This is a genomic window from Nonomuraea sp. NPDC005501 (assembly GCF_040605905.1).
Taxonomy (GTDB): Bacteria; Actinomycetota; Actinomycetes; order Streptosporangiales; family Streptosporangiaceae; genus Nonomuraea.
In genome coordinates, this window is the sequence record NZ_JBEXDT010000015.1 from 42,934 (window position 1) to 68,801 (window position 25,868).

Consider the following 25,868-nt stretch of genomic DNA (forward strand, 5'->3'; position numbering starts at 1 on the left):
GAGGAACCCGGTCGACGGCGGCTACCATGCGCTGATGCGCGCAAAGGTGGTGTCGTCCCTCAGACGGCTCGCCATGGCGAACCCCTTCCTCACCGACCTGATATTCAGCGTCATCGTGGCCGGCATCACCGTGGCGTTCGGGTTCGTCCTGTCCGGGGATGCGGCCGAGCTGGGCTACGCGCAGCGCCCGCTGGACGCCGTCGGCGTCGGGTTGACGCTGGTGACCAACCTCGCGCTGGCGTGGCGACGGCGCGCGCCGCTCACGGTGCTGGGGATCTGCTGCGCCACGGCGATCGTCCTGCACGCGGCCGGCTACGATTCCAGGCTGAACGAGGCGCCGCCGCTGCTGGCGCTCTACACCGTGGCGAGCCGGTCGCGCCCGCTCGTGTCGATCCCGTGCGCGCTGCCCGTGGCCGTCTCCTGGTGGCACGCGGCGTTCCTCGCCCCGCCCGCGTTCACGGGAATGAACATCGCGCAGGCGAGCCTCCTCATCGCCGTCGCCTGGACGTTCGGCAACAGCACCAGGATGCTGGTCGAGCGCAACAGGCGGCTCGGCTACCTCACCGAACGGCTGCATCACGAGCAGGACGAGAAGGCGCGCCGCGCCGTCACCGAGGAACGGGTGCACATCGCCCGCGAGCTGCACGACGTGGTCGCCCACCACATGTCGGTCATCGTCATCCAGGCGGGGCTCGCCCGCTACGTCTTCGCCTCCGACCCCGCGACCGCGCGTGGCGCGCTCACCACCATCGCCGACACCGGCAGCGAGGTCATGGGCGAGATGAGACGGCTGCTGTCCGTCCTGCGCATCGACGCCGACGACGAGGCTGACGGCTACGACCCGGCACCCGGCCTGCAACGGCTCGGGCCTCTGGTCGAACGGGTGCGCTCGGCGGGTGTGCCGGTGCAGGTCTCGATCACCGGCGACGTGCGCCCGCTGCCGTCCGGCATCGACCTGTGCGCGTACCGGGTCGTTCAGGAATGCCTCACCAACGTGCTCAAACACGCGGGCCCCGCAACGGCGCGGGTCTCACTGACGTACGGCGCCGAACTGGAGTTACGAGTCACCGACGACGGGGGCGGGGCGGCCGTCAAGGCCAAGGAGGGCGGTCACGGCTTGATCGGCATGCGCGAACGCGTCAAGCTCTACAAGGGAACGATCACAGCCGGAGCCGGGCCGTCAGGCGGATTCGAGGTCGTGGTCACCCTGCCCCTGTCCTCCACGGAACCGGACGCATGATCAAGGTAATGGTCGTCGACGATCAGATTCTCGTCCGTGCCGGACTGACGGCGCTGCTGCGTGCCGTGCCCGAGCTCGACGTCGTCGGCGAGGCGGCCGGCGGCGAGGAAGCCGTCTCCCTGGCGGCGGAGACCCGCCCCGACGTGATCCTCATGGACATCAGGATGCCGGGCATGAACGGCGTCACGGCGACCGAGCGCATCCTGTCCGCGGACGGCGACCACCGGCCTCGGGTGCTCATCCTGACCACGTTCGACCTCGACAAGTACGTCTACAACGCCCTGCGTGTCGGCGCCTCGGGCTTCCTGCTCAAGGACACCCCGCCGGAACGGCTCATCGCCGCCATCCAGACGATCGCCTCCGGCGACATGCTCTTCTCGCCCAGCGTCACCCGCCGCCTCATCGAGGCCTACACCCATCGGACCGTCCCGGCCGCCGCCCCGCCCTCTCCCGCGTTGGACCTGCTCACCGCCCGCGAGAGCGAGGTGCTCAAACTGGTCGGGCACGCTCTGTCCAACGCCGAGATCGCCGCCCTCTTGAGCGTCAGCGAGGCCACCGTCAAGACGCACCTCAACCGCGCCATGGCCAAGCTCGGCCTCGGCAGCCGCGCCCAGGCCGTGGCCCTGGCCTACGAGTCCGGCCTCGTCGTCCCCGGCCAGGAGACGCCCTCCCCAGGGTGACGGCTCAGGTGTCGTCAAGGGTGGCCAGGTGGGCCGTGACATCGTCGGCGAAGCGGGCCAGCAGGCGGCCGAGATCCTTGCGGTCCTGCTCGGGCCAGTGGGCGATGGCGCCGGTGAACCAGCCGATGAGCGTGCGCGCGTAGCGGTCGGCGGCCGCCCTGCCCTCGTCGGTCGGCTCGATGAAGCTGACCCGGCGGTCATGCGGGTCGCCGATGCGGCGGACCAGGCCGCGCCGCTCCAGCTGCTGGACCTGCCGCGTGACGTGCGGCTGGACGAGCTGCATCTTCTCCGCGATCTCGCTGATCCGCAGCGGAGCGCCGGCCAGGTGCACGGAGACGAGGACGGAGAAGGCCGGCCGATCGGCCTCGATCCCGGCCACGTCCATGGCGTGCTCGGTCAGGCGGCCGCGGCTGATGGCGGTGCTGAGCTGCGCGAGGCGGGGCATCACGGCCAGCACCTGGTCGTCGTCCCCGCCGACGGGGTCTTCGAGTCCGGCGTTCATCGCAGCTCCAGTTGCATACTTAAAACATGTATCTATATGGTGGTCCGTGGTGGTGCTCACGGCCGCACCGCGCTCGCAACAAGGATACCTAAAGCATGCATCTATCGCTGCCGCAGGCCGAACAGGAAGGATCCCCCATGAAGCGCAAGATCCTCATCTCCGGGGCCAGCATCGCCGGCCCGTCGCTCGCGTACTGGCTGGACCGCTACGGCTTCGAGGTCACCGTCGTGGAGAAGGCCTCCCACCTGCGCGGGGGCGGGTACGCCATCGACATCCGCGGGACCGCCCGCGACGTCGTCGAGCGCATGGGCCTGCTGCCACGTCTGCGCCCGCTGCACGTGAACACCCGACAGATCACCTTCCTCGACCCCGGCGGCGCCGTCCTCACCAGCCTGCGCCCGGAGGCGCTCACCGGCGGCGCCGAGGGCCTCGACCTGGAAGTACGCAGGGGGGACCTGGCCGACTGCCTCTACGGCCTGGTCGAGGACAAGGTCGAGTTCCTGTTCGGCGACTCCGTCGCCACCCTCGACGACCGCGGCGGCCACGTGGAGGTCACCTTCGACAGCGGCCTCCGGCGCACGTTCGACCTGGTGATCGGCGCCGACGGGCTGCACTCCAACACCCGCGGCCTGGCCTTCGGCCCGGAGGAGCGCTACCACCGCTACCTCGGCTTCTGCTTCGCCGGTTTCACCATGCCCAACGACTTCGGTCTCGAGCGTGAGGGAGTGCTGTGGAACGTTCCGGGCCGGGCCGCCGCCCTCTACGCGCACGAATCCGGCGAGCCGATGCACGGCTTCCTGACCTTCGCGCGGGACGAGCCGCCCTTCACGGCCTTCCGCACCCCGCAGGCGCAGCGCGACCTCGTGGCTGCGACGTTCCCCGACACGGTGTGGGAGATTCCGCGGATGGTGACGGCGATGCGCGCGGCCGACGACCTGTTCTTCGACGTCGTCAGCCAGATCCACATGCCCGCCTGGTCCACCGGCCGCGTCGCCCTCGTCGGCGACGCCGCCTACGCGACGTCGTTCATGTCGGGTCAGGGGTCGAGCGTGTCGCTCGTGGGCGCCTACGTCCTGGCCGGCGAGCTGGCCACCCACGGTGACCACGTCACCGCCTTCGCCGCGTACGAGAAGACGGTCCGCGACTTCGTGGAGCGGAACCAGGCCCTCGCGACGGAGGGCGGCGGCGTGGTCGCCCCGCGCACCCGGCAGCGCCTCGACGAGCGCAACGCGATGTTGCGCGGCCGGACGGCGCTGCCGTCCGGCGCCGCCGGCGGCGCCGCGCACACCGCCCTCGTCCTGCCGGACTACGAGCGCACCCTCGGGGGCTGAGCCGGCTCGGCAGGTCAGGCGCGTGGCGGGATCGTGGCGGCGTCCAGGAGGGGGGCCAGTTCGCGGGTCACGGTCGTCAGGGCGCGCACGTCCCGCTCCGCCCGCGCGATGAGGATCGCCCCCTCCAGCGCGCTGATCATCAGGGTGGCGAGCGGCTCGGCCCGCTCCTCCGGCACGCCCATGCCGGCCAGGGCCCGCGCCACCGGCCCGGTCCAGCGGGCGAACGCGGCCGCGACGGCGGCCCGGGTCGACTCGGCCGCGTCCGCGCAGTCCACGGTGGCCGCGGCGACGGGGCAGCCGCCCGCCTCGAACCCGGCGGAGCCGTACTCGTCGATCCACTGGGCGGCCATCGCGGCGAACAGCCGGCTCGGCGACGGCTCCGGCATGGCGGCGAGGAACCGGGCGACGCGGCCGGCGGCGTAGCGGCCCGCCCAGTCCACGGCCTCGTTGACGAGTTGCTCCTTGCCGCCCGGGAAGTAGTGGCGGAGCGAGCCCCGGGGCGCCCGCGCGTGGGCGGCCACGTCCCGCATTCCGGTGGCGGCCACCCCGTCACGGCGGATGAGCTGCGCCGCGCTGAACACCATCCGCTCCCGCGGCCCCCGCTCCGCACGCGCCATCCCGGCCTCCCGCCTCGGCCAAGCGTCCCCGCGACCGGCCCACCTCTGGGCAGCCCCTGGGAGCACACCCTACCGGTCCCGCCCTATGACGCTTGTCATAGGGCCGTCTATTATGACGACTGTCATATACCGAGAGGTCAGGCGGTGGTGCTGCGTGGACGTCGGGTTCATCGGCCTCGGGGTCATGGGGCAGCCCATGGCGCTCAACCTGGCCCGCGCCGGGACTCCCCTCGTGGTGTGGAACCGCACCCCGGCCAGGGCCGAGCCGCTGCGCGCGGCCGGCGCGGACGTCGCGTCAGGAGCCGCCGAGGTGTTCGGACGGGCGCGGACCGTGATCCTCATGCTGTCGGACGAGGCCGCCGTGGACGCGGTGCTGTGCCGGGGCACGCCGGACTTCGCCGCGCGGGTCGCGGGACGCGTCGTCGTCCACATGGGAACGACGTCGCCCGGCTACTCCCGCGACCTGGAGGGGGACGTGCGGGCGGCGGGCGGCGGCTACGTCGAGGCGCCGGTCTCCGGCTCCCGCGAGCCCGCCGAGGCCGGGCGGCTGGTGGCCATGCTCAGCGGGGAGCGCGCCGATGTGGAGGAGGTGGCGCCGCTGCTGGGGCCGATGTGCCGGGAGACGTTCGCCTGCGGGCCGGTGCCGAACGCGTTGCTGACGAAGCTGGCGGTGAACCTGTTCCTCATCACCATGGTCACCGGCCTCACGGAGGCGTTCCACTTCGCCGACCGGCACGGGCTGGACCGGCGGCGGTTCGCCGACATCCTGGACGCCGGTCCCATGGCCAGCGCCGTGTCCCGGATGAAGGCGCCCAAGCTGCTGGCCCGGGACTTCGGGGTGCAGGCGGCGGCGCTGGACGTGCTGAAGAACAACCGGCTGATCGCCGAGGCGGCCCGGGCGGCGGGCCTGGCCTCGCCGCTGCTGGACGTGTGCCACGACCTGTTCGGCGAGACCGTGGACCTGGGACACGGCGGGGCCGACATGGTGGCGGTGCTCCACGCGATCGAGGCCCGGACCAAGGCCGTCTGATGCGGCCTCAGGCGCGGCCCACGTCGTCGCCCCCGTTCCCGTCGGCCGCCGCGGCGGGGGAAGTCCGGCGGGCCAGCTCGGCCTCGGCCCACTCGGCCCACTCCTTGCGCATGGCGAAGAAGCGCCGGCCGTACTCCATGGTCAGCCGCCCGTAGAACGACAGGTTGTCCTCGCCCCACGTCACCTGCTCCTGGAGCCCGGCCAGCTCGTCGCGCCGCTCCTCCATCAGGGCGGCGCGGTCGCGCAGGTACGCGCGGGCCTGCTCGGGTTCGAGCTGACCGAGGAAGAACACGCGCAGAAGCGTGCCGTCACGCTGCGCCGGCTTGGGCGTCTCCTCGACCAGCCACCGGCGCAACTCCTCGCGGCCGGCGGCGGTCGCCCGGTACTCCTTGCGGCCGCGGGGCCCCTCGGCGGCGACCTCGATCAGGCCGTCGGCCGTGAGCTTGGCCAGCTCGCCGTACAACTGGCTCTGGGTCGCCGACCACACGTTGGCCAGCGAGATCTCGAAGAGCTTCATCAGGTCGTACCCGCTCGCGCCGTCAAGCTCCACGATCAGGCCCAGCACCGCATGCCGCAGACTCATACCTCGAACCATACAGTTCTAGATTGACATGTCAAAAGTGGAAGGTCTAAATTCGACGTGTCTAAGTTGGAATGTCATCGAGAGGCGGCGTCATGCTGAAGTACTACGGCCGGACCTTCCTGCCCTGGATCGCCCTGGCGATCGTGAGCGATTTCGGCGCCCTCGCGGGAGCGATCACGGGCCTCGTCGCCGCGGTCGTCCTGCTCGCCCTCGACCGGCTGCGCTCCGGGATCGCCTGGGACGCGCTCATCCTGGAGACTTCGACCACCGTCTACATGGCGCTGCTGACCGCGCTCTCCTTCGCGGCCCACGGCTCGGCGGTGCTGGGCTACGGGGCGTCGCTGGCCATCGCGTGGCTCGCCGTCACCGCGTGGGGCACCCTGGCCGTCGGCCGCCCGTTCACCGCGGGCATCGCCCGCCGCCAGGTCGCCCCCGAGATCGCCGCCATGGAGGGGTTCCGCCGGGTCAACGTGGTCATCACCACGGCCTGGGCCACCGGCTTCACCGTCACCGCGATCGCGCTGGCCTGCGTGCAGCACTGGGCGCCGCACTCCACCGCCGTGCTGGTGGCCTGCAAGATCGCCGGCTTCACCCTGCCCGCCGTGTTCACCGCGCGCTACTCCGCCAAGGCCCGCGAGCGCGCGACGGCCGCCGCCACCACCACCGCCGCCGCCGCCCGGCCGAGCCTGTGAGGATCCCCGAGATGTCCCAGTCGAACGAAACCTCCCCGGCCGCGTGGCTGGACGGCCACCTGGCCCCCGTCCCCGACGAGATCGACGCGGCCGGGCTGCCGGTCGAGGGCGCGCTGCCGCCCGAGCTGACCGGCCGCTACTTCCGCAACGGCCCGAACCCGCTGCCGGGCACGCCGTCGGCCCACTGGTTCACCGGGGCCGGCATGGTCCACGGCGTGCGGCTGCGCGACGGCCGCGCCGAGTGGTACCGCAACCGCTGGGTGCGCACCACCAAGCTGACGGACGGCGCGCCGTTCGTGCGCGCCGACGGCAGCTTCGACCACGCGGCCGTCCCGGCCAACACCCACGTCGTCCCGCACGCCGGGCGGATCCTCGCACTGGTCGAGACCGGCCTGCCGTACGAGCTGACACCCGAGCTGGACACGGTCGGCCCGTGCGACTTCGGCGGGCTGCTGACCGGCGGGATGACCGCCCACCCCAAGGAGGACCCGGTCACCGGGGAGCTGCTGTTCTTCGACTACGGGCTCGTCCCGCCGTACCTCACCTACCACCGGCTGTCGGCGGACGGCCGGCTGGTGGAGAGCCGCGAGGTCGAGGTGCCCGGCCCGACGATGATGCACGACTTCGCCATCACCGCGAACCACGTGGTCTGGCTGGACCTGCCGGTGGTCTTCGACATGGCGCTGGCGCGCCGGGGCCGGGGCATGCCGTTCCGCTGGGACGACGGCTACGGGGCGCGGCTCGGCGTGATGCCGCGCGCCGGCGGCCCGGCGCGCTGGTTCGAGGTGGACCCCTGTTACGTCTTCCACGTGGGCAACGCGTACGAGGACGAGGCGGGGCGGGTCGTCGTGGACGGGGTCCGCTACCGGCCGGAGGAGTTCACCGCGTTCTGGCCGAGCATCGGCGGGCCCTCCGGCGGTACGCCGGCCACCGGAGGCGCCCCGGTCGCGGCGGCGGCCACGGGGCATGCCCGGCTGCACCGCTGGACCCTCGACCCGGCCACCGGCGCCGTCAAGGAGGCGCCGATCGACGACCGGGCCGTGGAGTTCCCCACCCACGACGAGACCCGCACCGGCCTTCCCCACCGCTACCTCTACACCGTCGCCCGGGACGCGATCGTCAAGCACGACCTGCGCTCCGGCTCCTCGGCCGCGCTCGATCTGGGCGCGGACCTGGCGCCGGGGGAGGCGGTGTTCGTGCCGGCCGAGGGCGCCCGCGCGGAGGACGAGGGCTGGCTGCTGTCGATCGTGTCCGACCGGGCCGGGCACGGCTCCGAGCTGCTGGTCCTGGACGCCGCCGACCTGTCCCGTACGGCCTCGGTACGGCTGCCGCGCCGCGTCCCGGCCGGCTTCCACGGAAGCTGGATCCCCGACCCCGCGACGTAGCCGCCGGAAGCCCGGCGCGCGTCAGAGCCAGCCGCGCTCCTCGGCGATCAGCGCCGCCTCCGCCCTGGTGGCGGCGCCGGTCTTGCCGATGGCCGCCGACAGGTGGTTGCGCACGGTCCCGTTGGACAGGTGCAGCGCCCTGGCGATCTCCGACACCGTGCCGCCCTGCCTGGCCTCGCGCAGCACGTCGCGTTCCCGGGCGGTCAGCGGGCTGGCGCCGCTGGCCAGCGACTCGGCGGCCAGCGCCGGATCGACCACGCGCAGTCCCGCGTGGACCCGGCGGACGGTGTCCACCAGGTGCTCCGGTGAGGAGTCCTTCACCACGAAGCCCGACGCGCCGTTGCGCATGGCGCGGGCGAAGTAGCCGGGCCGCCCGAAGGTCGTGCAGATCACCACCCGGCACGACGGCACCAGCGCGCGCACCCGCTCGGTGACGTCCAGGCCGTCCATGCCGGGCATCTGCACGTCGATCAGCGCGACGTCGGGGCGGGTGCGCGCGACGGCCTCCAGCGCCTCCTCGCCCGAGCCGGCCTGCGCCACCACCTCGATGTCCGGCTCCAGGCCGAGCATCGAGGCCAGCGCGCCGCGCACCAGCGCCTGGTCGTCGGCCAGCACCACCCTGATCACGCCCGCTCCTCCCGCCGGCCCTGACCACGCCCGGGAAACCCGCTCACGGACGGCTCGCCCGCAGCCGGAAGCCGCCCTGCGGCAGCGGGCCCGCCTCCAGGCTCCCACCGACGGCCCGCAGCCGCTCGCCGAGCCCGGCCAGGCCGCTGCCCGCCGTCCCCGCCTCGGTGCCGCCCCCGTGGCCGTCGTCGCGGATCTCCAGGCTGGAGGCGTCCAGGCGCACCTCGCAGCGGGTCGCGCCGCTGTGCCGGATGACGTTGGTGACGCCCTCCCGCAGCACGTACGCGAACGGCTCCCGGAGGTCCTCGGCGACCTCCTCCACGCTCGACGGCAGGACGGCCGCGATGTCCGCGGCGCGCAGCGCCACCCGCACCCCGCTCAGCTCCGCCATCAACGAGGGCCTGCGTACGCCCGACACGGTGGCGCGGATCTCCGCGTGCGCCTGCCGGGAGAGCCGCTCGACGTCGCGGAGCTCGGCCAGCGCCTGATCCGGGTCGGCGCCGCGCTCCAGCAGGCGGCGGGCCAGCCCGGCCTTGGCGGTGATCGCGGTGAGGCTGTGGCCCAGCACGTCGTGCAGGTCGCGGGCCAGCCGGGCCCGCTCGGCGGCGGTCGCCAGCGCCTCGATCTCCTCGTTCGCCTGGCGGAGCTGCACGAGCAGCCGGACGAGCAGCACCACGGCCACGGGCGCGAGCGTGTCGGCGAGCACGGACGGCACGGCACCCCACACCGCCTCGCCCGCCGTGGCGTACAGGATCAGCAGCCGCGCCGCCGCGGCGGCCACCGCCAGCAGCAGCCCCCAGAGGGCGGGCAGCAGCCACACCGCCGCCGCCAGCGCGTACGCGAGCGCGCCGAGCGGGGCGTGACCGGCCGGGTCCTGCCGGACGAGTGTCAGGGCGACGGCGAGGGCCAGCAGCCAGGCGAGCACCGCGATCCGCTCCCTGGGCGGCCGGCCGACGCCGTACGCCATGGTCGTCACCCAGCTCGCCCCGTACACCAGCATGAGGGCGATCGCGAGCGGCCCGCCGTGCCCACGCCCGCGCAGCAGGTCCCACAACGGCCAGACCAGGAACGCGACCAGCACGAGCAGGCCGCGCGCCTCTCTCCACCCCCTGCCGGGGTGGCGCGGCGACCACGCGGGCCACGCCGCCAGCCCGAAGGGTCGCTGCCGGAGCATGATGTCCACCTCGCCGGGGGTCGTCAGGAGCGTGCGCTGTCGCGACGGTACCGGGCCGCCACGGCGACGCCCAGCACCACCGTGTACGCCGCCAGGACGGCCGCCGCCTCTCCCACCCGGCCGCCGCCGGACACGGCCGCCCCGTGACTGATCTCGGCCAGCCAGTAGCTCGGCAGCACCCTGGCCACGGCCGCCAGGCTCTCGGGGAAGGCGCTCACCGGCACCAGCAGCCCGCCGACGAAGCTGAGCAGCAGCAGGACGCCGCCCTGGTAGGCCTGCAGGCCGCGCGGCGTGGACAGCTGTCCGACGAGCAGCCCGAGCAGCGCGAACGGCACGGTGCCCAACCACACGCCGAGCACGGCCAGCGCCCAGCCCGCGGCGGACAGCCTCACCCCGGCGGTCAGCGCCGCCGCCAGCGAGACCCCGGCCACGGGCGGCAACGCCACCAGCATGGCCACGGTCCCCTTCGCCAGGAGGTAGCCGACGCCCGACAGCGGGGTCAGCCGGAGCTGGCGCTGCCAGCCGGCGCCGCGCTCGACGGCGGTGCGGGCGCCGGTGTCCAGCGCCGCCTTGAACGCGCCGAACGCGGTCAGCCCGCCCATCAGGTACGCCGCCGGGATCTGCTGGGACCGGTAGACGTACGAGAGAAGGAGGAACAGGCCGACCGGCAGCCCGACCGAGAAGGCCAGGAACCGGGGGTCGCGCAGGACGCGCCTGGCCTCGAAACGCAGGTATCCCGCCTTCATCACACCGCTCCTCTCACGCGCGCCCGCTGCGGCCGCGCCGGTTCCTCGGTCAGCAGCACGAACGCCTCCTCCAGGCCCGGGGCGCGCACCTCGATGTCGCGGGCGGCGGGGAAGCGGGCCAGCAGCGCCCGCAGCGCCGCGTCGGAGTCGGAGCAGCTCAGCGTGGCGCGTTCGCCGTCCAGCTCGGCGGAGGCGACGCCCGGCAGACCGGACAGCAAGCCGGCCAGATCCTGCCGCCCGGTGGCGGGAACGGTGGCGGGCACTGTGGCCGGCACGGTGGCGGGGACGGTGGCGCGCAGGATGCGACCGCCGACGCGTGCCATGACCGCGGTCACCGGCCCGTCGGCCACGATCGCGCCCGCGCGCATGAGCACGACGCGGTCCGCGTGCGTCTCGGCCTCTTCCAGGTAGTGGGTGGCGAACAGCACGGTGCGCCCGGTCCGCGCGTACTCCCGCATGGAGTGCCAGAACCCGCGCCGGGCGGACACGTCCATCGCGGAGGTGGGCTCGTCGAGCACGAGCAGGCCGGGGTCGGGGGCCAGCGCCATGGCGAGCCGCACCCGCTGCCGCTGCCCGCCGGACAGCGCAGCCGCGCGCCGCCCGGCCAGGTCCTCGACCCCGGCGAGCCGCAGCGCCCGCTCCACCGGCATCGGGGCGCGGTGCAGCGAGCAGATCATCGCCACCGTCTCGTGGACGGTGGCGTCGTCCGGCAGCGCCGCCTCCTGGAGCATCACGCCGACGGCGCCGCCGGCGACGGCCTCGCGCGGCGGCCGGCCGAACAGGGAGACCTCGCCCGCGTCGGGGGTGGTGAGGCCGAGCATCATGTCGACGGCCGTGGACTTGCCGGCGCCGTTCGGGCCGAGAAGGGCGACCATCTCGCCGGGCGCCACGAGCAGGTCGACCCCGGCGACGGCCGGCCGTCCGGCGTAGGACTTGCGGAGGCCGGACGCGGCCACCGCGTGGGGAATGGATGTCATGCGGCCAGCCTGGCCGGTGACGCGCCGGGCTCCCTGTGCCACCTGTCAGGGTTCGCCCGTGACAGGTGTCACCCCTCCCCCGGCGCCGCCGCGGGATTTCGCGGAATGCAGCGTGCGCAGGCCGGTCAGCATGATGGTCAGGCTTTGACCTCCTCCCCGGTCTGAAGTGAAGGCCGGGGATTCTTCCCATCGCGCCACTTACGCGGCGCGTGGGGGTTGACGCTTCGCAGACCGGGCAGTCCCGAGGTCTCCACGTCCTGACACCGCTGGTCCAGCGGCGTTGCCGATGTTGATGGCAGCGTTGATGTCGGCGTGGCCGACCCACCCGCACGTGGGGCTGATGCACGCGAATACGGTCCCGGCGCGGGCTGCCGGGTCGCGGTGCCCGCACCGATGGCAGATCTGGGAGGTGCCAGCCGCGGGAACCCTCACCACCTGACCACCCCGATCGCGGGTCTTGTACTCCAGCAGGGTGACGGTCCGGCCCCATGCCTGTCCGGCGATCGCCCGGTTCAACCCGGCTTTCTGGGCGACGTTCTTGCCGGGTGCTTCGATGGTGCCTTTCGCGGAGGCGAGCATGTTGGTGATCTTCAGGTCTTCCACCGCGATCATGCCGAAGGTATCGGCGAGGTGCGTGGTGATCCGATGCTGCCAGTCGGTGGCCCGGCGCTTGGCTTTCGCGCGCAGTCCCGCGATCTGGTCGCAGGTGTGGCTTTCCCGGTGGGAAGGGCGGGTCTTCTTCGGCCGGGTCACGCGTTGGCGGGCGCTCTTGTTCTCCAGGCGGCGCAAACGCTCCCGTTCGCCGCTGGTGAGCCAGGGGCCGTGTTCACGTGTGGTGCCGTTCGACAGGGCCAGGGCGACGTTGACACCCCGGTCGATTCCAACGCTGGGGCCCGGGTGCGGAGCGGGGGCCGTGACCTGGGTTTCGGTGCGGAACACCAGGTGCCAGCCGTCGGCCTCCTTGACCAGTCGTGCCCCCGTGATCCTCCCGGTGGGAGCGTTCTTCCCGATGCCGGGAAGGTTCTTGGTCCACCGGAACTTGATCCTTGCGATCATCGGGATGGTGGCCGCGCCCCATCCGGCCGACAGGCGGCAGATCCGCATGTTGCGGACCTGCGGCACGTCAACCGCCAGCCGTGCCCGTTTCTTCGACTTGAACGTTGGCCGGCCGGCGGGGTGGTCAGGGTTGAAGAAGTTCTCCCACGCTTGGCGGTAGGTCTTCAGGACCGCCTGGGCGGCCTGAGCGGGGAGCGCGGCCAGGAACGGGAAGTCGGCGCGGGCTTGGCGGATCGCCTGATCGGCCTGGGCCAGGCGCGGGCGCCGACCGGGGAAATGCGTCCAGTAGGCGTGCAGGCAGTTCCACACGGTGATCGCGGCGGACGCCTGCTCCTCCAGCAGCGTGGACTGGGCGCGGGTCAGGTCCAGACGGGTTTTATGCCCACGCCGCCGCTTGACCACCTCCCGCCCGACCATGACCGCCACCATACCCTTATCCAGAATTGGGCTATGGCCGAATACAGCGATATCAGGACCGGCAGACACTGTCTTTTCCTCCTCCACGCCCATTTGGTTTTCGTTCCGACCGTGGCGACGCCGGTCCGCCTGGCGGCGAATCGACTGTTCCTGCCCCGCTACGCGGGAGAGCCTGTTTCACCCCCCGGCCTGAAGGCCGGAGCACTACGGACGAATCCGGTAGCCGAAGTCCTCGTCCGGGGTGGCGCCGGCCGTGTGGCGCTCGCGCAGGGCGCGGGCCAGCACGGGGAAGGGGAAGCTCTCACTCGTCACCGCCCGCGCCTCGTCCGCGGGCTCCGGCCGCGACTGCTCCCCCAGGGTCCGCCCGACGACGAAGTGGGCGAGCGCCCCCGTAGCCCGGGAGGCGTCCGCCAGCCCGAAGCCGGCCTCGTGCAGCACCTCGGTGATCCGCTCGACGAACGTCCCCAGCGCGACGGCGCGCGTGACCACCGCGCCGGACGCCACGCGCGCGCCGCGGCGGTCGTTGGCGCCGGGGGCGCGGCCGTGTCTTCTCACTCCCCTGGGGGCCTGCCTCCCTCACATAGGGGGGTCAAGACGGCCGTTGGCCGGTGCGGTCGATCTCGTCGACGAAGGCGAGGACCCGGGCATTGACGCGCTCGGGGAACTCGCCGTTGATGGCGTGGGAGGCGTCCGGCCACAGTTCGACGACGCCTCGGGCGAGCAGGCGGCGGGCACGCCGGGCGGCCTTTTGCGGATCGTGGATGATGCTGCGCCCGGCGATCAGAGCGAGCACCGGCACGTCGACTCCGGCCACCTGGCCGTCCGTGGGATACGTCGGTGGCGGCAGGAAGGCGGTGAAGTCCCGCATCCCGGCCGCAATCAGGTTGGCGACGGGTTCGTCATCGGAGGCGTCGGCTCCGCCGGAGATCCAGCTGAGCAGCCTCCGACGCCACGACTCGGGGAAGAACGGCACCACCGAGCCCAGCGAAACGACGACGACCTTCCAGGTGATCCGGCCGAAAAGGCCGGCGGGATCGAGCAGGCTCAGCGAGGCGATCTTCTCCGGGACGTTCAGGGCGAGGTGGAAAGCGCTCCACCCGCCGATGGACGCTCCGACGAGGTGCACCCGGTCATGGCCGAGCCGGGTCAGCAACTCCGCCAGCCAGTGGGCCTGGTCGGCCGCGCTCGCGAACGCCCGGGTCTGCACCGAGCGACCAGGCTCGCCGAGGAGGTCGACCGTGTACACCGGCCGGTGGGCGGTGAGGCCGGCCAGGTTCGGCTCCCACATCGGAGTGGACGCGGTGCGCCCTGGCAGCAGGAGAAGCGGTACGCCGTCGCCAGTGCCGAAGCGATAGACCCGGACGGTCCCGAAGTGAGTCGCCACGTCCTGGATCTGATCGGGCTCGGGAAGCTCGGCCATCGCAAGGTCGTAGGCGTTCCGGTAGCGGGCGAAGGCGGAGGCGTCACGGAAGTGGCCGAGCCGCCGCCGGCGGAACGCGGCTCCGACATTGGGTTCCACAAGGTCGTTCATGTTCGGACTCCGTTCGCCTTTCACAATACGATCGTATTGCGCCGAATTCACCATACACTCGTATCGCAAAGAGAGGAGGCCAGGGCGTGCCGAAGCAGGTGGATCACGCGGCCCGGCGGGCGGAGATCGCCCATGCCGCACTCAGGCTGTGCGCTCGGGACGGCCTGGCCGGTGTGAGCATCGGGCGCGTCGCCCAGGAGGCCGGCGTCTCCAAAGGGCTGGTGCAGCACTATTTCGCGGCGAAGGCCGACCTGCTGCGCGCGAGCGCACACCTGCTCAGGCAGGAGATCGAATGCCATGTGCGCGCGGCGCTGCGGGACGCCGGCAGCCCGGCCGACACGCTGCGGCGCACGCTGCTCGCCGTCGTGGAGCTGGGCGCAAGCGCTCCCGTGCTCCTGCTCGCCGGACACGCGTTTCTGGCCAGGGCCGTCGCTGACCCTGATGTACGGGAGCTGTACCGCGCAGGCGGCGACGCGGTCCATCGCGAGACCGCCGCGCTGGTGGCCGCCGCCGCTTCGGAACCCGGCGTCGAGGCGGAGGCCGAGGCCCACGTCCTTCTCGGGCTCGCGCGGGGCCTGGCCGACGGCGTGCTGGTCGGGGAACTGAGCGTCGCGGAGGCGACCGCGGTCCTCGACCACCAGCTCGGCCGGATCGGCTTGCCGGCGGACTTGTGACGGGAAGGCGGGTTCCCGAAACATGTGGACGACGGCGGCGGGCCGCGACCAACGTTGCCAGGCAGCAGAGGCTCGGGCCGCGACAGAGCCAGGCCCGAGGGTCATCTCTGGCCGCGCGGCGCTCCCCCGTGCACGGGGAGACCCGCCCCTGACGACGAAACGGACATCAACGCGCGAACAGCCCTGTGGGACATGTCTCCACCGCCCTTCTGGAGGCGGCCCTGCGCACCTGGTTCGGCGGACCGCTGTGAGGTGGCCCGCTGTCAGACGGGCGGTCGTGAGACGGGCGGTCGTGATGCGTGATGGTCGGTTGACGGAGTTAAGTCACATGGCTTAGATAAGGGGGTCGGCCCGAGCGAGGAGAACCCGTGAGCGACGTCGTCCCGGACTACCCCTTCCGCAACCCCTCCGCGCTGGAGCCGCCGCCCGAGTGGGCGAGCCTGCGCGACGGCTGCCCGGTCGCGCCGATCCGGCTGGCCAGCGGCGACCAGGCGCTGCTGCTGACCCGCTACGACGACGTCCGCCAGGTGCTGTCCGACCCGCGCTTCACCCGGCAGCTCGACGCCGGCGACGCCGCCCGCGTGACGGCCAACGAGTCCGGCGGCGTGTTCGGCCGCTCCGACACGGCCTCCTCGGCCGGCGGCGAGGCGCACATGCAGTGGCGGCGCCTCGTGGGCAGGGCGTTCACGGCCAAGCGCGTGCTGGCGATGCGGCCGCGCATGGAGGAGATGGCCGGGCACCTCGTGGACGCCATGGTGGCGCAGGGGTCGCCGGCCGACCTGGTCGCGGCGCTGGGGTTCCCGCTGCCGGTGTGGGTGATCTGCGACCTGCTGGGCGTCCCCGACTCCGACCGCGACCGGTTCTCGTACTGGTCGGACACCATGCTCAGCATGACCCGGTACGGGCAGGAGGAGATCGACGCGGCGCAGGCGGAGTTCGACGCGTACCTGTCGGCGCACGTCGCCGCCAAGCGGGCCGAGCCGGGCGGCGACCTGCTCAGCGAGCTCATCGGGATCGTGGACGCGGCCGACGGGCGGCTGACCGAGCCGCTGCTCGTGGGCACCGCCCGCGGCCTGCTGGTGGCCGGCCACGAGACCACCGCAAACATGATCGGCAAGATGGCCGCGATGCTCCTGTCCGACCGGTCCCGCTGGGAGGCGCTGCTGGCCGAGCCGTCGCTCGTCCACCCGGCGGTGGAGGAGGTGCTGCGCTTCGACGCCAACCCCGGCTTCGGGATGCCGCGCTACCTGACCGAGGAGGTGGAGGTGGCCGACCGCAAGCTGCCCGCGGGCACGACGGTGATCTGCAGCATGGCCTCGGCCAACCGCGACGAGCGGGCCTTCGAGCGAGCCGGCGAGATGGACCTGCGCCGCTCCCCCAACACGCATCTCGCCTTCGGCGTCGGCCCCCACTCGTGCCTCGGGCAGGCGCTGGCCCGCACCGAGCTGCAGACCGTTCTCGACGTGCTGCTGCGTCGGCTGCCGGGCCTGGAGCTCGCGGTCCCGGCGGCCGAGCTGGCGCCCCGCGAGGGGCTGCTGGTCGGCGGGTTGCGGGCGGTCCCGGTCCGGTGGTGAGCACAGCGGGCACGGCGAGCACCGGCGGCCCCGCCCGTACGCGCGGCAGGCCCGAGCGCGGGGCGGGCACCCGCGAGCGGATCCTGGCGGCGGCCGAGCGGCTGTTCGCCGAGCACGGCATCGCGGCGGTCTCCAACCGGCAGATCGGCGAGGCCGCCGGCCAGTCCAACAACTACGCCGTCGGCTACCACTTCGGCACCAAGACCGACCTGGTGCGGGCCGTCCTGCGTCGCCACAACGGCGGCATGGAGGAGCGGCGGGCGCGCATGCTGGAGTCCGTCGGCGACGACTCCGGCGTGCGGGAGTGGGCGTCCTGCCTGGTACGGCCGGCCACCGACCACCTGGCCTCGCTGCCGGCCCCCACCTGGTACGCCCGCTTCCTGGCGCAGGCCGACACGGAGCCGACGATGCGGGCGGTGGTCATCGAGGAGGCGGTCGCCACGCCGTCGGTGGGGCGGATCGTGGAGCACCTGTTCCGGCTGGTGCCGGGGGTGCCGGAAGCCGTCCACCGGCAGCGGACCGACATGTGCCGGGTGCTGGTCGTCCACATGCTGGCCGAGCGGGAGCGCGCCCTGCACGAGAACCCGGCGGCCGACCCGGTGACCGTGTGGCGGGACACGGCGACCGCCCTGGTGGACGCGCTGACCGGCCTGCTGGCCGCCCCGGTCACGCCCTCCGCCGCCTAGCTCCGCCGGGGTCCACGCCGCGGCCGTCAGATCGGCGTCAGGACCAGCTTGCCGCGGACGTGCCCCGTCTGGCTGTCGCGGTGGGCGGCGGCCGCGCCGGCCAGGGGGTAGGTGCGGGCGATGGTGACCGTGATCGTGCCGGCCGCCACGAGTGCTGCGGCTTCGTCCAGGATCCCGCGCATGTCGCCGGGCTCGCCGTAGACGAACCGCGCGCCCAGCGACTCCGCCGACGCGTCGGCGAGACTGATCACGCGGTGGGGGTTTCCGGTCAGCTCCACCAGTGCCGGGAGGGAGCCGCGCCCCGCCGCGTCCACGGCGGCGTCCGCACCGTGTGCGGCGACGGCCCGGACCCGGTCGACCAGGCCGTCGCCGTAGGCCACGGGGATGGCGCCGAGGGAGCGCAGGTAGTCGTGGTTGCGCGGGCCGGCCGTGCCGATCACCGTGAGTCCGCGATGCCGGGCGACCTGGACGGCGACGGTTCCCACCCCACCGGCCGCGCCGTCGATCACGATCGTCTCGCCCCGCTCCAGGCCGAGCAGGGCGAAGGCGTGGTAGGCCGTGGTGGCGGCCACGGGGAGGGCGGCGGCCACCTCCCAGGACACCGCTTCGGGTTTGGCGGCGATGGCATCGAGATTCGCCAGCGCCAGCTCGGCGTAACTTCCGGAGACCGCCTTGCCGAACACGTCGTCCCCGACGGCGACATCGGTCACGCCCGGCCCTACGCATTCGACGACGCCGGCCACATCGACACCGGGAACGGCGGGAAGATCCACCGGCATCACGGCGGCCATGGCGCCGCTGCGGATCTTCCAGTCGATCGGGTTGACGCCGGCGGCGCGGACGGCGATCCGGACCTGCCCCGGGCCGGGCTCAGGCACCGCACGCTCGGCCACCCGCAAGACCTCGGCGTCACCGTACTCAGCGAACATGACAGCCCGGCAGATCCGTTCCATAGCTCCCTCTCTCGACGCGGCGTCCGATCGACGACGTCCCGTCAACAGGCCCCGACCGCGCACTCCCCCCACATCGGGGCTCACCCCGCCACCGGCTCGGCAAGGACGCGGGACGGGACATGAACCGGTCCGCTGGTCCGGTACGATACGGTCCACTGGTCCAGTTATGCAAGGAGGTGCCGCTGTGACCGAACGCGCCGATGCCGCCCGCAACCGCGCCGCCGTGCTGGCCGCGGCGGAAACGCTGTTCCAGCGCGAGGACCTCGACCATGTCAGCCTGGCCCGCATCGCCCAGGCCGCCGGCGTCGGCAAGGCCACGGTCATGCGCCGCTTCGGCGACCTGCTGGGACTGGTCGATGCGCTCATCGCGCCACGCGTCACCGCCCTGCAGAGCCGCGTGCGATCCGGAGAACCCCCGCTCGGACCCGGAGGAGATGCCGCCGCGAGCCTCCACGCCTACCTCGACGCGCTGTTCGACTTCGTCCTCGACAACTACACGCTCATCCGGGCGCTGGAGCACTACGGGCCGCACGCCTACTACGCCAATCCCGCCAGCCAGTTCTGGATCGACGAGCTCGCCGACCGGATCCACGCCGCGCGGCCCACCATCGACGCCGGGTACCTCGCCCACGCCGTGTTCACCGCGCTCCGCGCGGACGTCATCGACTACCTGCGCCGGCATCGACACATGGACACCGAACGCATCCGTGCGGGCGTGCACACCCTTGCCGACCCACCCGACCTCCGGCCCGGCCCCCGCCGATGAGAAGGGGCACGAGACCGGCACACACGAACTCCGGCGGCTTCGCCCGCAACCGGCACCGGCTCCGCGCCTGGCTCCACGCCTGCCTCCGCGCCTGGCTCTACGCCTGGACGAGCCGTTCGCGCAGCGCCTCCAGGTCGGGGACGAACCAGACGTGCCCGCCGCGGTTGCTCTCCACCACGAAGTCGCGCAGCGCGGTGCTGGCCTCGACGTGCCGGGAGATGTCCCCGACGACGGCCACGCCCAGCCGGTAGTTCGCGAACTTCTGCAGGATCTCCCCGGCGACGCGGGTGCGCAGCCGGAAGAAGCCCTCCCCGAGCCGCTCGGCCGGGATCGCCACCCAGGTGGCCTGGCAGGAGAACGCCTCCCCGAGGAGATCCACCGCCTCGCGCTCGCCGCGCAGGGGCTCGCCGTCGGCCGCGCACACGAGAACGGGCGTGCCGGCGACATGCTGGAGGGTGTCAGGCAACGGGATCAGGGCTCCTCGTCCACGAGCAGATCGATGATTTTGAGGAGTTCGGCGGTCCCGTCGAGGTCGCCCAGGACGATGACCTTGAGGCTGGCCCGCTCCTCGTCGTAGACGGTCTCGACGCGCAGCGTGCCGCCGTCGCGGGGACGGCTTCCGGCCGCCGCTATGACGGTGTTGGCCAGCCGGATGACCGCCTCGCGGCCGATGCCGTCGATCCGCACGATGGCGGACGTCTCGGCGTGGGGTCCGCCGCGTGCGGGCGTCGTGGCCGGGCGCCCGGTGAACGCCTCCAGGTCCTCCGCGGCGATCCGGTACTGCCGGCCGATCCGGGTGGCCCTGAGCCGTCCGTCGCGGACGTAGCCGCGCACGGTCTTGACGTGCAGGCCGAGCAGCTCGGCCACCCGCTCCACCGAGTAGTACCGCTCCGCCATCGCCACCCCTCCGTCGAACTCCCTCGCGTTCCCCAACTTAGCACCTTTGGGGGAGTTCTAAGGCTGCATGTCGGCTTCGCAGAGCCGCCGTCGAGGCACTCCCCCGCATCGGGCACCATGGACGCGTGACCGTGAGCGCAGAGGACCGCGAGACGGCGCCGCTCGCCGCCCTGGCCGAACTCGTCGCAGGGGGCGGCCTGGTGGTGCTGAGCGGGGCGGGGCTGTCGACCGAGTCGGGCATCCCCGACTACCGCGGGCCGACCGGACGGGCTCAGCGGGCCGACCCCATGACGTACCAGCGGTTCGTGGGCAGCGCCGAGGCGCGGCGCCGCTACTGGGCGCGCAGCCACGTCGGCTGGCGGCGGATCGGCGAGGCCGCCCCCAACTCCGGCCACCGGGCCGTGGCCGACCTCGAACGGCGCGGCCTGGTCGACGCCGTCATCACCCAGAACGTCGACGGCCTGCACCAGGCGGCCGGCGCACGGCGGGTCGTCGAGCTGCACGGCGGCCTGGACCGGGTGGTGTGCCTGTCGTGCCGGCAGCGCACGCCCCGCATGGAGCTCGACCGGCGCCTGCGCCGCGCCAATCCCGGCTGGGCGGCCGCCGCGACGGCGATCAAGCCCGACGGCGACGCCGACCTCACCGACGAGCAGGTCGCGGGCTTCCAGGTGGTGGACTGCACGGGCTGCGGCGGGCTCCTCAAGCCGGACGTGGTGTTCTTCGGCGAGAACGTGCCGAAGCCGCGGGTGGACGAGTGCTTCGCGCTGGTGGCGGGGGCGCGGGCGCTGCTGGTGCTCGGGTCGTCGCTGGCGGTGCGGTCGGGGCTGCGGTTCGTCGGCCGGGCCGCCGAGCTGGGCATCCCGATCGCCATCGTCAACCAGGGGCCGACGCGCGGCGACGCCGAGGCCGCGCTGCGGCTGGACGCGCCGCTCGGCGCCACGCTCACGGAGCTGACGAAGGACCTCCAGCGGGGTGAGCCTTCGGGGCGCGCGGTCGTCGGCATGGCCGCCTCAGGAGGCGATGCGGCTCCATCCGCTCCGACCGTCCCTGCCGTCCCGGCACAATAGGGGTCATGTCCCGTCGCGAACCCGCCGGCTGCCCGTGCGGCCTGCCGGCCCCCTACCGTGACTGCTGCGGCCGCTTCCACCGGGGCGAGGGCTCGGCGCCCACGGCCGAGCTGCTCATGCGGTCGCGGTTCGCCGCGTTCGCCGTGGGCGACGAGGCGTACCTGCTGCGCACCTGGCATCCGGCCACGCGGCCGGCGCGCCTCGACCTGGACCGCGGGGTCCGGTGGGTGCGGCTGGAGATCCTGGAGAGCGTCCGGGGCACGGTCCTGCACACCGAGGGGACCGTCCGCTTCCGCGCCCACTACGTGCAGCGCGGGCGCGAGGGCTCCATGGAGGAGCGCAGCCGGTTCGTCCGGCTCGACGGGCAGTGGGTGTACGAGGGACCGCGCGACGACGGTCCGCCGGCGCGGCGACTATAGTAAGTCAGGTGACCAACTCAGTTAAGGGCGCCCGAGGCGGCAAGCGGGAGCGCCTGGCGACCGCGGCGGCCAAGGTGCTGCACGAGCAGGGTGTCGAGAAGACGACGCTGGCCGACATCGCGCGCGAGGCGGACGTGCCCGTCGGCAACGTCTACTACTACTTCAAGACCAAGGACCAGCTCGTCGAGGCCGCCATCGACGCGCACGCCGGGGCGCTGCGCGGCCTGCTCGAGCGGCTCGACGGGATGCCCGGCCCGGCGGAGCGGCTCAAGGCGCTCGTGCGCGGCTGGGTGGACCAGCGCGACGTCGCCGCCCGCTACGGCTGCCCCACCGGGACGCTGGCCTCCGAGCTGGACAAGCGGGCCGACGGGCTGGACCAGGCGGTGGCCGCGCTGATGCGGGAGCTGCTGGACTGGATGGAGCGCCAGTTCGCCGCCCTGGGCCGCGCCGACGCGCGCGAGCTGGCCGTCGCCCTGCTCTCCTCCTACCAGGGGATCTCGCTGCTCACCAACACCCTGCGCGACCCGGCGCTGATGAAGGCCGAGGGCGACCGGCTGGAGCGTTGGATCGACGGTCTCGCCTGACGGCGCCGCACCCCGCCGGAGGCCCTCCGGGCGCGTCAGGCGTCTCGTACGCGCAGCAGCACGCCGCCGCCGGCGAGCGCCGCGACGGCCCACGCGGCGAGCACACCGAGGCCCGCCCACGGGCTGAGCGGCAGACTCGCCAGGTTCGTGGTGGCCTGGATGGACATGCCCGCGTTCGACGGCGACAGCCGCCACAGCGCGAGCTGCCAGTCCGGGTCGGCGACCATGAGCGGCAGGATCGCCGACACGTACAACAGCCCGAGCACCACCCCGATGGCCGCCGCCGAGTCCCGCACGGCGAGCGCGATCCCCAGGCTCAGCAGCGCGACGAGCGCCAGGTACAGGACCGACCCGGCGGCGGCCCGCAGCGTCGGCCCGTCGGCGAGCGACAGCGGCGGGTGGCCGTTGCCGGCGGTGAAGCCGCGCCCGGGCAGGATGAGCCGCCCGGCCAGCAGCGAGGCCAGCACGGCGAGGGCTCCGGCCGGCACAGTCACGCCGATCAGCACGGCCGCCTTGGCGGCCAGCACGGCGCCCCGGCGCGGCATCGCGGTGAGGGTGGTGCGGATCATGCCGGTGCCGTACTCGCCCCCGACGACGAGGACGGCCAGCACGGCGACGACCGCCTGCCCCACCTGCACCCCGGTGAGCGCCAGCTTGACCGTGTCGTGGCCGCAGCCCGCGGCGCCGCAGGTCACGCTCGCGCTCACCCCGGCGGCCGCCGCCGCCGTCAGCCCGACCAGCGCCGGCAGCAGCCGGCCGACGCCCGTCTCGGTGCGCAGCTTCGTCCACTCGGCCCGCAGTTCGCGCCTCATCCACCCTCCTCGGCCCGCCTGCCCGCGGCTCATGCGTCCCTCCTGTTCAGGCGGTGCACGGCCAGGGCGAGCGCGAGCACGGCGTAACCGCACAGCACCGCCAGGCCGGCCCACGGCGCGAGCGGGTAGTAGCCCGCCGACGGCACGTAGTTGGCCAGGACCTGCGGGTACGCCGGGATGCTCTGCTGGATCGCGAACCCGGCCGCCGGAGTCAGCCGCAGCAGCCACCGCGCGGCCTCGTCCGGCAGGATCGACGCGGTCGCCAGCAGATGCGGCACCACGACGACCACGACGGCGGCCGTGATCGCCGCCGTGCCGCGCCGGAACAGCGCGCCCAGCGCGAGCGCAAGGACGGCAGCGGCGGCCATCAGCAGCGCCACACCCGCCACCACCCGGACCTGCGTCAGCCAGGACACCGGCAGGACGATGTTGCCGTTGTCGCGCAGGACGCCCGTGCCCAGCGGCACCGTGACGGCTGTGGCCGCCAGACCGGCGGCGAAGGTCACCCCGGCGATCACGACGGCCTTGGCCGCCAGCGCCCGTCCACGCCGCGGGACCGCCAGCAGCGTGGTCCGGATGAGCCCGCGCCGGTACTCCGACGTGACGGACATGACCGCCACGACGATCACCACGATGAGCGCGGTCACCACACCGGTCAGGGTGTTCTCGACGCTCTGCCCGTCGGTGGCCGGCGCGATGTCACCGACGCCGACCACGGTGTACGTGCCGCCGGACTGCCGGAAGCCGCCCGGATGGTGGATCGCCCCGCCGGGCTCCCTGACGGCGCCGATGTCGTCGCCGCTCCACGCCTCGCCCGTGACGCGGCCCGACAGGCCGACCCGGTCGAAGACGGCGGTGGTCTCGGAGAAGCGGACCTGCTCGATGCTGCCGCCGAAGTCGGCGGGCTGCACGGTCAGGTCGCCGGGCGAGGCGGCGAACATCCCGATCTCGGCCGTGGCCGGCAGCCCGGCGAGCCGTGCCGTCCCCACCTTGGTCCACCGCTCGCCGTCGGCGGACTCGTACCCGGTGACGTCCTCGCCCGAGCGGACCAGCCGCAGCCAGCGCGGCGACGACGCCGACACTCCGCCCGGCCGGCCGGCCGTGTCGTGGGTGAAGTCGACCTGCATCCGCACGCCGTGACCGCCCGTCGCCATGACGGCCGCGTACGTCGAGCCCTGCCGGACGCCGTCCTTGATGATGAGCCCGGCCTTGGCCCACGGCACGACCCGGTTCTCGACCCGCCGGACGCCCTGGACGAGGTCCGGCAGCCGTACCTGGCCCGTCATGGACGTGAGGCGGGCGGTGACGGAGCCGTCGCCGGTCAGCGTCCGATGGGCGAAGAAGAAGTGGTCGGTCACCGCCTCACCGCCCGGTCCTACGGGCGGGGCGGGGCAGGCGTCGCCGGGACCGCCGCACGACGTGTGGCTGCCGGCCGCCGTCATCAGCCCGAGCAGCACGGTGACCAGGGCGGCGGCGGCCATGCCGGCCACCCAGCCGCGGACCGTGCGGAACTTCGTCCACTCGGCCAGCACCAGCCGCCCGAACCCGCCACCCCGAGCGGAGTCTCTGCCCGCGCTCATCGCGCCGCTCCGCCGGCCGACGCACGGAACTCGACCGCGTCGCGGGTCAGCTCCATGTACGCCTCCTCCAGCGTCGCCCGGTGCGCCGACACCTCCGAGAACGGCACCCCGCCGGCGTTGAGCAGTCCCACGACCCGCTCGGCCGGCACCCCCGAGACCGTCACCGTGTCCTGGCCGGACACGGCCACGACGGCGCCCGCCCCGGCCAGCACCGTCATCGCCGCGGTCCGGTCGGAGGTGCGCAGCATGACCCGGCCGCGGGAGGCGGCGCCGACCAGATCGGCCACGGCGGCGTCCGCAACCACCCGGCCACGGCCCACCACCACCACGTGCCCGGCGGTGTCCTCCAGCTCGCTCATCAGATGGCTCGACACCAGCACCGCCCGGCCCTCGCCGGCCAGCGAGCGCAGCAGCCCCCTGATCCAGACCATGCCTTCGGGGTCCAGTCCGTTGAACGGCTCGTCCAGCATCAGCGTCGGCGGGTCGCCCAGCAGCGCCGCCGCGATGCCCAGCCGCTGGCGCATCCCCAGCGAGTACCCGCCGGCCCTGCGCCGCGCCGCCGGACCCAGCCCGACCAGGTCGATCACCTCGTCCACCCGCCGGGCGCCCAGCCCCTGCGAGTGGGCCAGCCACAGCAGGTGGTGGCGGCCGGTGCGGCTCGGCTGCAACGCGCCCGCGTCCAGCAGCGCGCCGACGTGCCGCAGCGGCTCACGCAGGCTCCGGTACGGCCGGCCGCCGACCAGCGCGCTGCCCTCGTCGGCGGCGTCCAGACCGAGCACCACCCGCATGGTGGTGGACTTGCCCGCGCCGTTGGGGCCGACGAACCCGGTGACCCGTCCCGGTGACACGGTGAACGTCATGCCGTCCAGTGCCAGGGTCGGGCCGTACCGCTTGCGCAGGCCGGCGACCTCGATGGTGGTTTCCATGGCACCGCAGGCTAGGCGGCGGCGCCGGGCGGGCGCGTCACGCGGGGGAGCGATCATCACCGGTGTGGCATCCCTCGATCGAGGGATGCCACGAACCTGGACGACCAGGACAATGACCAGGGTGGACGGAACGCATGACCAGCCGAAGCGACTCCCCCGGCCGGGAGCCGCGGCCCCGCCGGGCGCCGCCGCCTCGCCGGACGCCGCGGCCTCACCCGCCGTGAACGGACCGGACGCGGACCGGTCCGGAGCACGGGAGTCGTGGGCAGGGCGGTCGTGGGCAGGGCGGTCGTGGGCAGCGCGGTCGTGGGCAGCGCGGTCGTGGGCAGCGCGGTCGTGGGG

At 73.5% G+C, this 25,868-nt stretch carries 29 protein-coding genes; 13 read left to right on the forward strand and 16 right to left on the reverse strand.

Annotation, left to right across the window (positions count from 1 at the left end; genetic code table 11):
* Positions 1 to 34: 34 nt before the first annotated feature.
* A complete protein-coding gene (locus ABZS51_RS11095; RefSeq protein WP_355438661.1) occupies positions 35 to 1,240 on the forward strand; it encodes a sensor histidine kinase in 1,206 nt (401 codons plus the stop codon).
* Positions 1,237 to 1,920: a response regulator transcription factor gene (locus ABZS51_RS11100; RefSeq protein ID WP_310715404.1), complete on the forward strand. Its 684-nt coding sequence runs from the start codon at positions 1,237 to 1,239 to the stop codon at positions 1,918 to 1,920. The genes ABZS51_RS11095 and ABZS51_RS11100 overlap by 4 nt, the downstream gene beginning before the upstream one ends.
* Before the next feature lie 4 nt (positions 1,921 to 1,924).
* On the opposite strand, the gene ABZS51_RS11105 is transcribed toward ABZS51_RS11100, so the two are convergent.
* Entirely contained in the window at positions 1,925 to 2,422 is a 498-nt protein-coding gene (locus ABZS51_RS11105) for a MarR family transcriptional regulator (RefSeq protein ID WP_355438663.1), read from the reverse strand.
* Between the two features lie 137 nt (positions 2,423 to 2,559).
* Here ABZS51_RS11105 and ABZS51_RS11110 point away from each other — a divergent pair, with 137 nt between their 5' ends.
* Positions 2,560 to 3,753: a hypothetical protein gene (locus tag ABZS51_RS11110; RefSeq protein WP_355438665.1), complete on the forward strand. Its 1,194-nt coding sequence runs from the start codon at positions 2,560 to 2,562 to the stop codon at positions 3,751 to 3,753.
* Positions 3,754 to 3,767: 14 nt separating this feature from the next.
* On the opposite strand, the gene ABZS51_RS11115 is transcribed toward ABZS51_RS11110, so the two are convergent.
* A complete protein-coding gene (locus ABZS51_RS11115) occupies positions 3,768 to 4,370 on the reverse strand; it encodes a TetR/AcrR family transcriptional regulator (RefSeq protein ID WP_355438667.1) in 603 nt (200 codons plus the stop codon).
* 154 nt (positions 4,371 to 4,524) lie between these two features.
* Here ABZS51_RS11115 and ABZS51_RS11120 point away from each other — a divergent pair, with 154 nt between their 5' ends.
* Complete coding sequence (locus tag ABZS51_RS11120) at positions 4,525 to 5,400, forward strand: NAD(P)-dependent oxidoreductase (protein ID WP_355438669.1); 876 nt, start codon at positions 4,525 to 4,527, stop codon at positions 5,398 to 5,400.
* A gap of 7 nt (positions 5,401 to 5,407) precedes the next feature.
* Here the strand turns inward: ABZS51_RS11120 and ABZS51_RS11125 are convergent, their stop codons facing one another.
* Entirely contained in the window at positions 5,408 to 5,983 is a 576-nt protein-coding gene (locus ABZS51_RS11125; RefSeq protein ID WP_355438671.1) for a PadR family transcriptional regulator, read from the reverse strand.
* Positions 5,984 to 6,075: 92 nt separating this feature from the next.
* Here ABZS51_RS11125 and ABZS51_RS11130 point away from each other — a divergent pair, with 92 nt between their 5' ends.
* Complete coding sequence (locus ABZS51_RS11130) at positions 6,076 to 6,675, forward strand: hypothetical protein (protein WP_355438673.1); 600 nt, start codon at positions 6,076 to 6,078, stop codon at positions 6,673 to 6,675.
* Between the two features lie 11 nt (positions 6,676 to 6,686).
* On the forward strand, positions 6,687 to 8,060 hold the full coding sequence (locus ABZS51_RS11135) for a carotenoid oxygenase family protein (protein WP_355438675.1): 1,374 nt from the start codon (positions 6,687 to 6,689) through the stop codon (positions 8,058 to 8,060).
* A 21-nt stretch (positions 8,061 to 8,081) separates the two neighbouring features.
* Here the strand turns inward: ABZS51_RS11135 and ABZS51_RS11140 are convergent, their stop codons facing one another.
* From ABZS51_RS11140 to ABZS51_RS11170, 7 genes are all read right to left on the reverse strand, one after another.
* The gene (locus tag ABZS51_RS11140) at positions 8,082 to 8,687 is read right to left on the reverse strand and encodes a response regulator transcription factor (protein ID WP_310715382.1); all 606 of its coding nucleotides are present in this window, start codon (positions 8,685 to 8,687) and stop codon (positions 8,082 to 8,084) included.
* Between the two features lie 43 nt (positions 8,688 to 8,730).
* The gene (locus tag ABZS51_RS11145; protein ID WP_355438678.1) at positions 8,731 to 9,861 is read right to left on the reverse strand and encodes a histidine kinase; all 1,131 of its coding nucleotides are present in this window, start codon (positions 9,859 to 9,861) and stop codon (positions 8,731 to 8,733) included.
* 23 nt (positions 9,862 to 9,884) lie between these two features.
* Complete coding sequence (locus ABZS51_RS11150; RefSeq protein WP_355438680.1) at positions 9,885 to 10,607, reverse strand: ABC transporter permease; 723 nt, start codon at positions 10,605 to 10,607, stop codon at positions 9,885 to 9,887.
* Entirely contained in the window at positions 10,607 to 11,584 is a 978-nt protein-coding gene (locus ABZS51_RS11155) for an ABC transporter ATP-binding protein (RefSeq protein WP_355438682.1), read from the reverse strand. The genes ABZS51_RS11150 and ABZS51_RS11155 overlap by 1 nt, the downstream gene beginning before the upstream one ends.
* 198 nt (positions 11,585 to 11,782) lie before the next feature.
* Positions 11,783 to 13,150 carry a transposase gene (locus tag ABZS51_RS11160; protein WP_355438684.1) on the reverse strand — a complete coding sequence of 456 codons (1,368 nt, stop codon included), beginning with the start codon at positions 13,148 to 13,150 and terminating at the stop codon, positions 11,783 to 11,785.
* 111 nt (positions 13,151 to 13,261) lie between these two features.
* Positions 13,262 to 13,612 carry a TetR/AcrR family transcriptional regulator C-terminal domain-containing protein gene (locus ABZS51_RS11165; RefSeq protein WP_355438686.1) on the reverse strand — a complete coding sequence of 117 codons (351 nt, stop codon included), beginning with the start codon at positions 13,610 to 13,612 and terminating at the stop codon, positions 13,262 to 13,264.
* A gap of 34 nt (positions 13,613 to 13,646) precedes the next feature.
* Positions 13,647 to 14,612, reverse strand: coding sequence for an alpha/beta fold hydrolase (locus tag ABZS51_RS11170; RefSeq protein ID WP_355438688.1), 966 nt, complete (start codon positions 14,610 to 14,612; stop codon positions 13,647 to 13,649).
* 62 nt (positions 14,613 to 14,674) lie between these two features.
* Here ABZS51_RS11170 and ABZS51_RS11175 point away from each other — a divergent pair, with 62 nt between their 5' ends.
* The 3 genes from ABZS51_RS11175 (at position 14,675) to ABZS51_RS11185 (ending at position 17,522) form a co-directional block, all read left to right on the forward strand.
* Positions 14,675 to 15,262: a TetR family transcriptional regulator gene (locus ABZS51_RS11175; RefSeq protein WP_355438690.1), complete on the forward strand. Its 588-nt coding sequence runs from the start codon at positions 14,675 to 14,677 to the stop codon at positions 15,260 to 15,262.
* Between the two features lie 368 nt (positions 15,263 to 15,630).
* Positions 15,631 to 16,836, forward strand: coding sequence for a cytochrome P450 (locus tag ABZS51_RS11180; RefSeq protein WP_310715364.1), 1,206 nt, complete (start codon positions 15,631 to 15,633; stop codon positions 16,834 to 16,836).
* Complete coding sequence (locus ABZS51_RS11185) at positions 16,833 to 17,522, forward strand: TetR family transcriptional regulator (RefSeq protein WP_355438692.1); 690 nt, start codon at positions 16,833 to 16,835, stop codon at positions 17,520 to 17,522. Before ABZS51_RS11180 ends, ABZS51_RS11185 begins: the two co-directional genes overlap by 4 nt.
* Before the next feature lie 26 nt (positions 17,523 to 17,548).
* On the opposite strand, the gene ABZS51_RS11190 is transcribed toward ABZS51_RS11185, so the two are convergent.
* Positions 17,549 to 18,451: an NADP-dependent oxidoreductase gene (locus ABZS51_RS11190; RefSeq protein ID WP_355438694.1), complete on the reverse strand. Its 903-nt coding sequence runs from the start codon at positions 18,449 to 18,451 to the stop codon at positions 17,549 to 17,551.
* A 208-nt stretch (positions 18,452 to 18,659) separates the two neighbouring features.
* On the opposite strand from ABZS51_RS11190, the gene ABZS51_RS11195 reads away from it, so the two are divergent.
* Entirely contained in the window at positions 18,660 to 19,241 is a 582-nt protein-coding gene (locus tag ABZS51_RS11195) for a TetR/AcrR family transcriptional regulator (protein ID WP_355438696.1), read from the forward strand.
* 97 nt (positions 19,242 to 19,338) lie between these two features.
* Here the strand turns inward: ABZS51_RS11195 and ABZS51_RS11200 are convergent, their stop codons facing one another.
* A complete protein-coding gene (locus tag ABZS51_RS11200) occupies positions 19,339 to 19,707 on the reverse strand; it encodes a DUF4180 domain-containing protein (protein ID WP_355438698.1) in 369 nt (122 codons plus the stop codon).
* Positions 19,708 to 19,712: 5 nt separating this feature from the next.
* Positions 19,713 to 20,174 (reverse strand): helix-turn-helix domain-containing protein, encoded by a 462-nt coding sequence (locus ABZS51_RS11205; RefSeq protein WP_355438700.1) that lies wholly within the window; start codon positions 20,172 to 20,174, stop codon positions 19,713 to 19,715.
* Between the two features lie 89 nt (positions 20,175 to 20,263).
* Here ABZS51_RS11205 and ABZS51_RS11210 point away from each other — a divergent pair, with 89 nt between their 5' ends.
* The 3 genes from ABZS51_RS11210 to ABZS51_RS11220 are packed head-to-tail and all read left to right on the forward strand — an operon-like array spanning position 20,264 to position 22,208.
* Positions 20,264 to 21,205, forward strand: a complete 942-nt coding sequence (locus ABZS51_RS11210; RefSeq protein ID WP_355438702.1) for an NAD-dependent protein deacetylase — start codon at positions 20,264 to 20,266, stop codon at positions 21,203 to 21,205.
* Positions 21,206 to 21,210: 5 nt separating this feature from the next.
* Positions 21,211 to 21,624, forward strand: a complete 414-nt coding sequence (locus ABZS51_RS11215) for a YchJ family metal-binding protein (RefSeq protein ID WP_355438704.1) — start codon at positions 21,211 to 21,213, stop codon at positions 21,622 to 21,624.
* Positions 21,625 to 21,632: 8 nt separating this feature from the next.
* On the forward strand, positions 21,633 to 22,208 hold the full coding sequence (locus ABZS51_RS11220; protein WP_355438706.1) for a TetR/AcrR family transcriptional regulator: 576 nt from the start codon (positions 21,633 to 21,635) through the stop codon (positions 22,206 to 22,208).
* Positions 22,209 to 22,243: 35 nt separating this feature from the next.
* On the opposite strand, the gene ABZS51_RS11225 is transcribed toward ABZS51_RS11220, so the two are convergent.
* From ABZS51_RS11225 to ABZS51_RS11235, 3 genes are read right to left on the reverse strand one after another with little or no spacing between them, the layout of a single operon-like run.
* Positions 22,244 to 23,020 (reverse strand): ABC transporter permease, encoded by a 777-nt coding sequence (locus ABZS51_RS11225; RefSeq protein WP_355438708.1) that lies wholly within the window; start codon positions 23,018 to 23,020, stop codon positions 22,244 to 22,246.
* A gap of 29 nt (positions 23,021 to 23,049) precedes the next feature.
* Positions 23,050 to 24,600: a hypothetical protein gene (locus ABZS51_RS11230; RefSeq protein ID WP_355438710.1), complete on the reverse strand. Its 1,551-nt coding sequence runs from the start codon at positions 24,598 to 24,600 to the stop codon at positions 23,050 to 23,052.
* Complete coding sequence (locus ABZS51_RS11235) at positions 24,597 to 25,526, reverse strand: ATP-binding cassette domain-containing protein (protein WP_355438712.1); 930 nt, start codon at positions 25,524 to 25,526, stop codon at positions 24,597 to 24,599. The genes ABZS51_RS11230 and ABZS51_RS11235 overlap by 4 nt, the downstream gene beginning before the upstream one ends.
* Positions 25,527 to 25,868 lie beyond the last annotated feature (342 nt).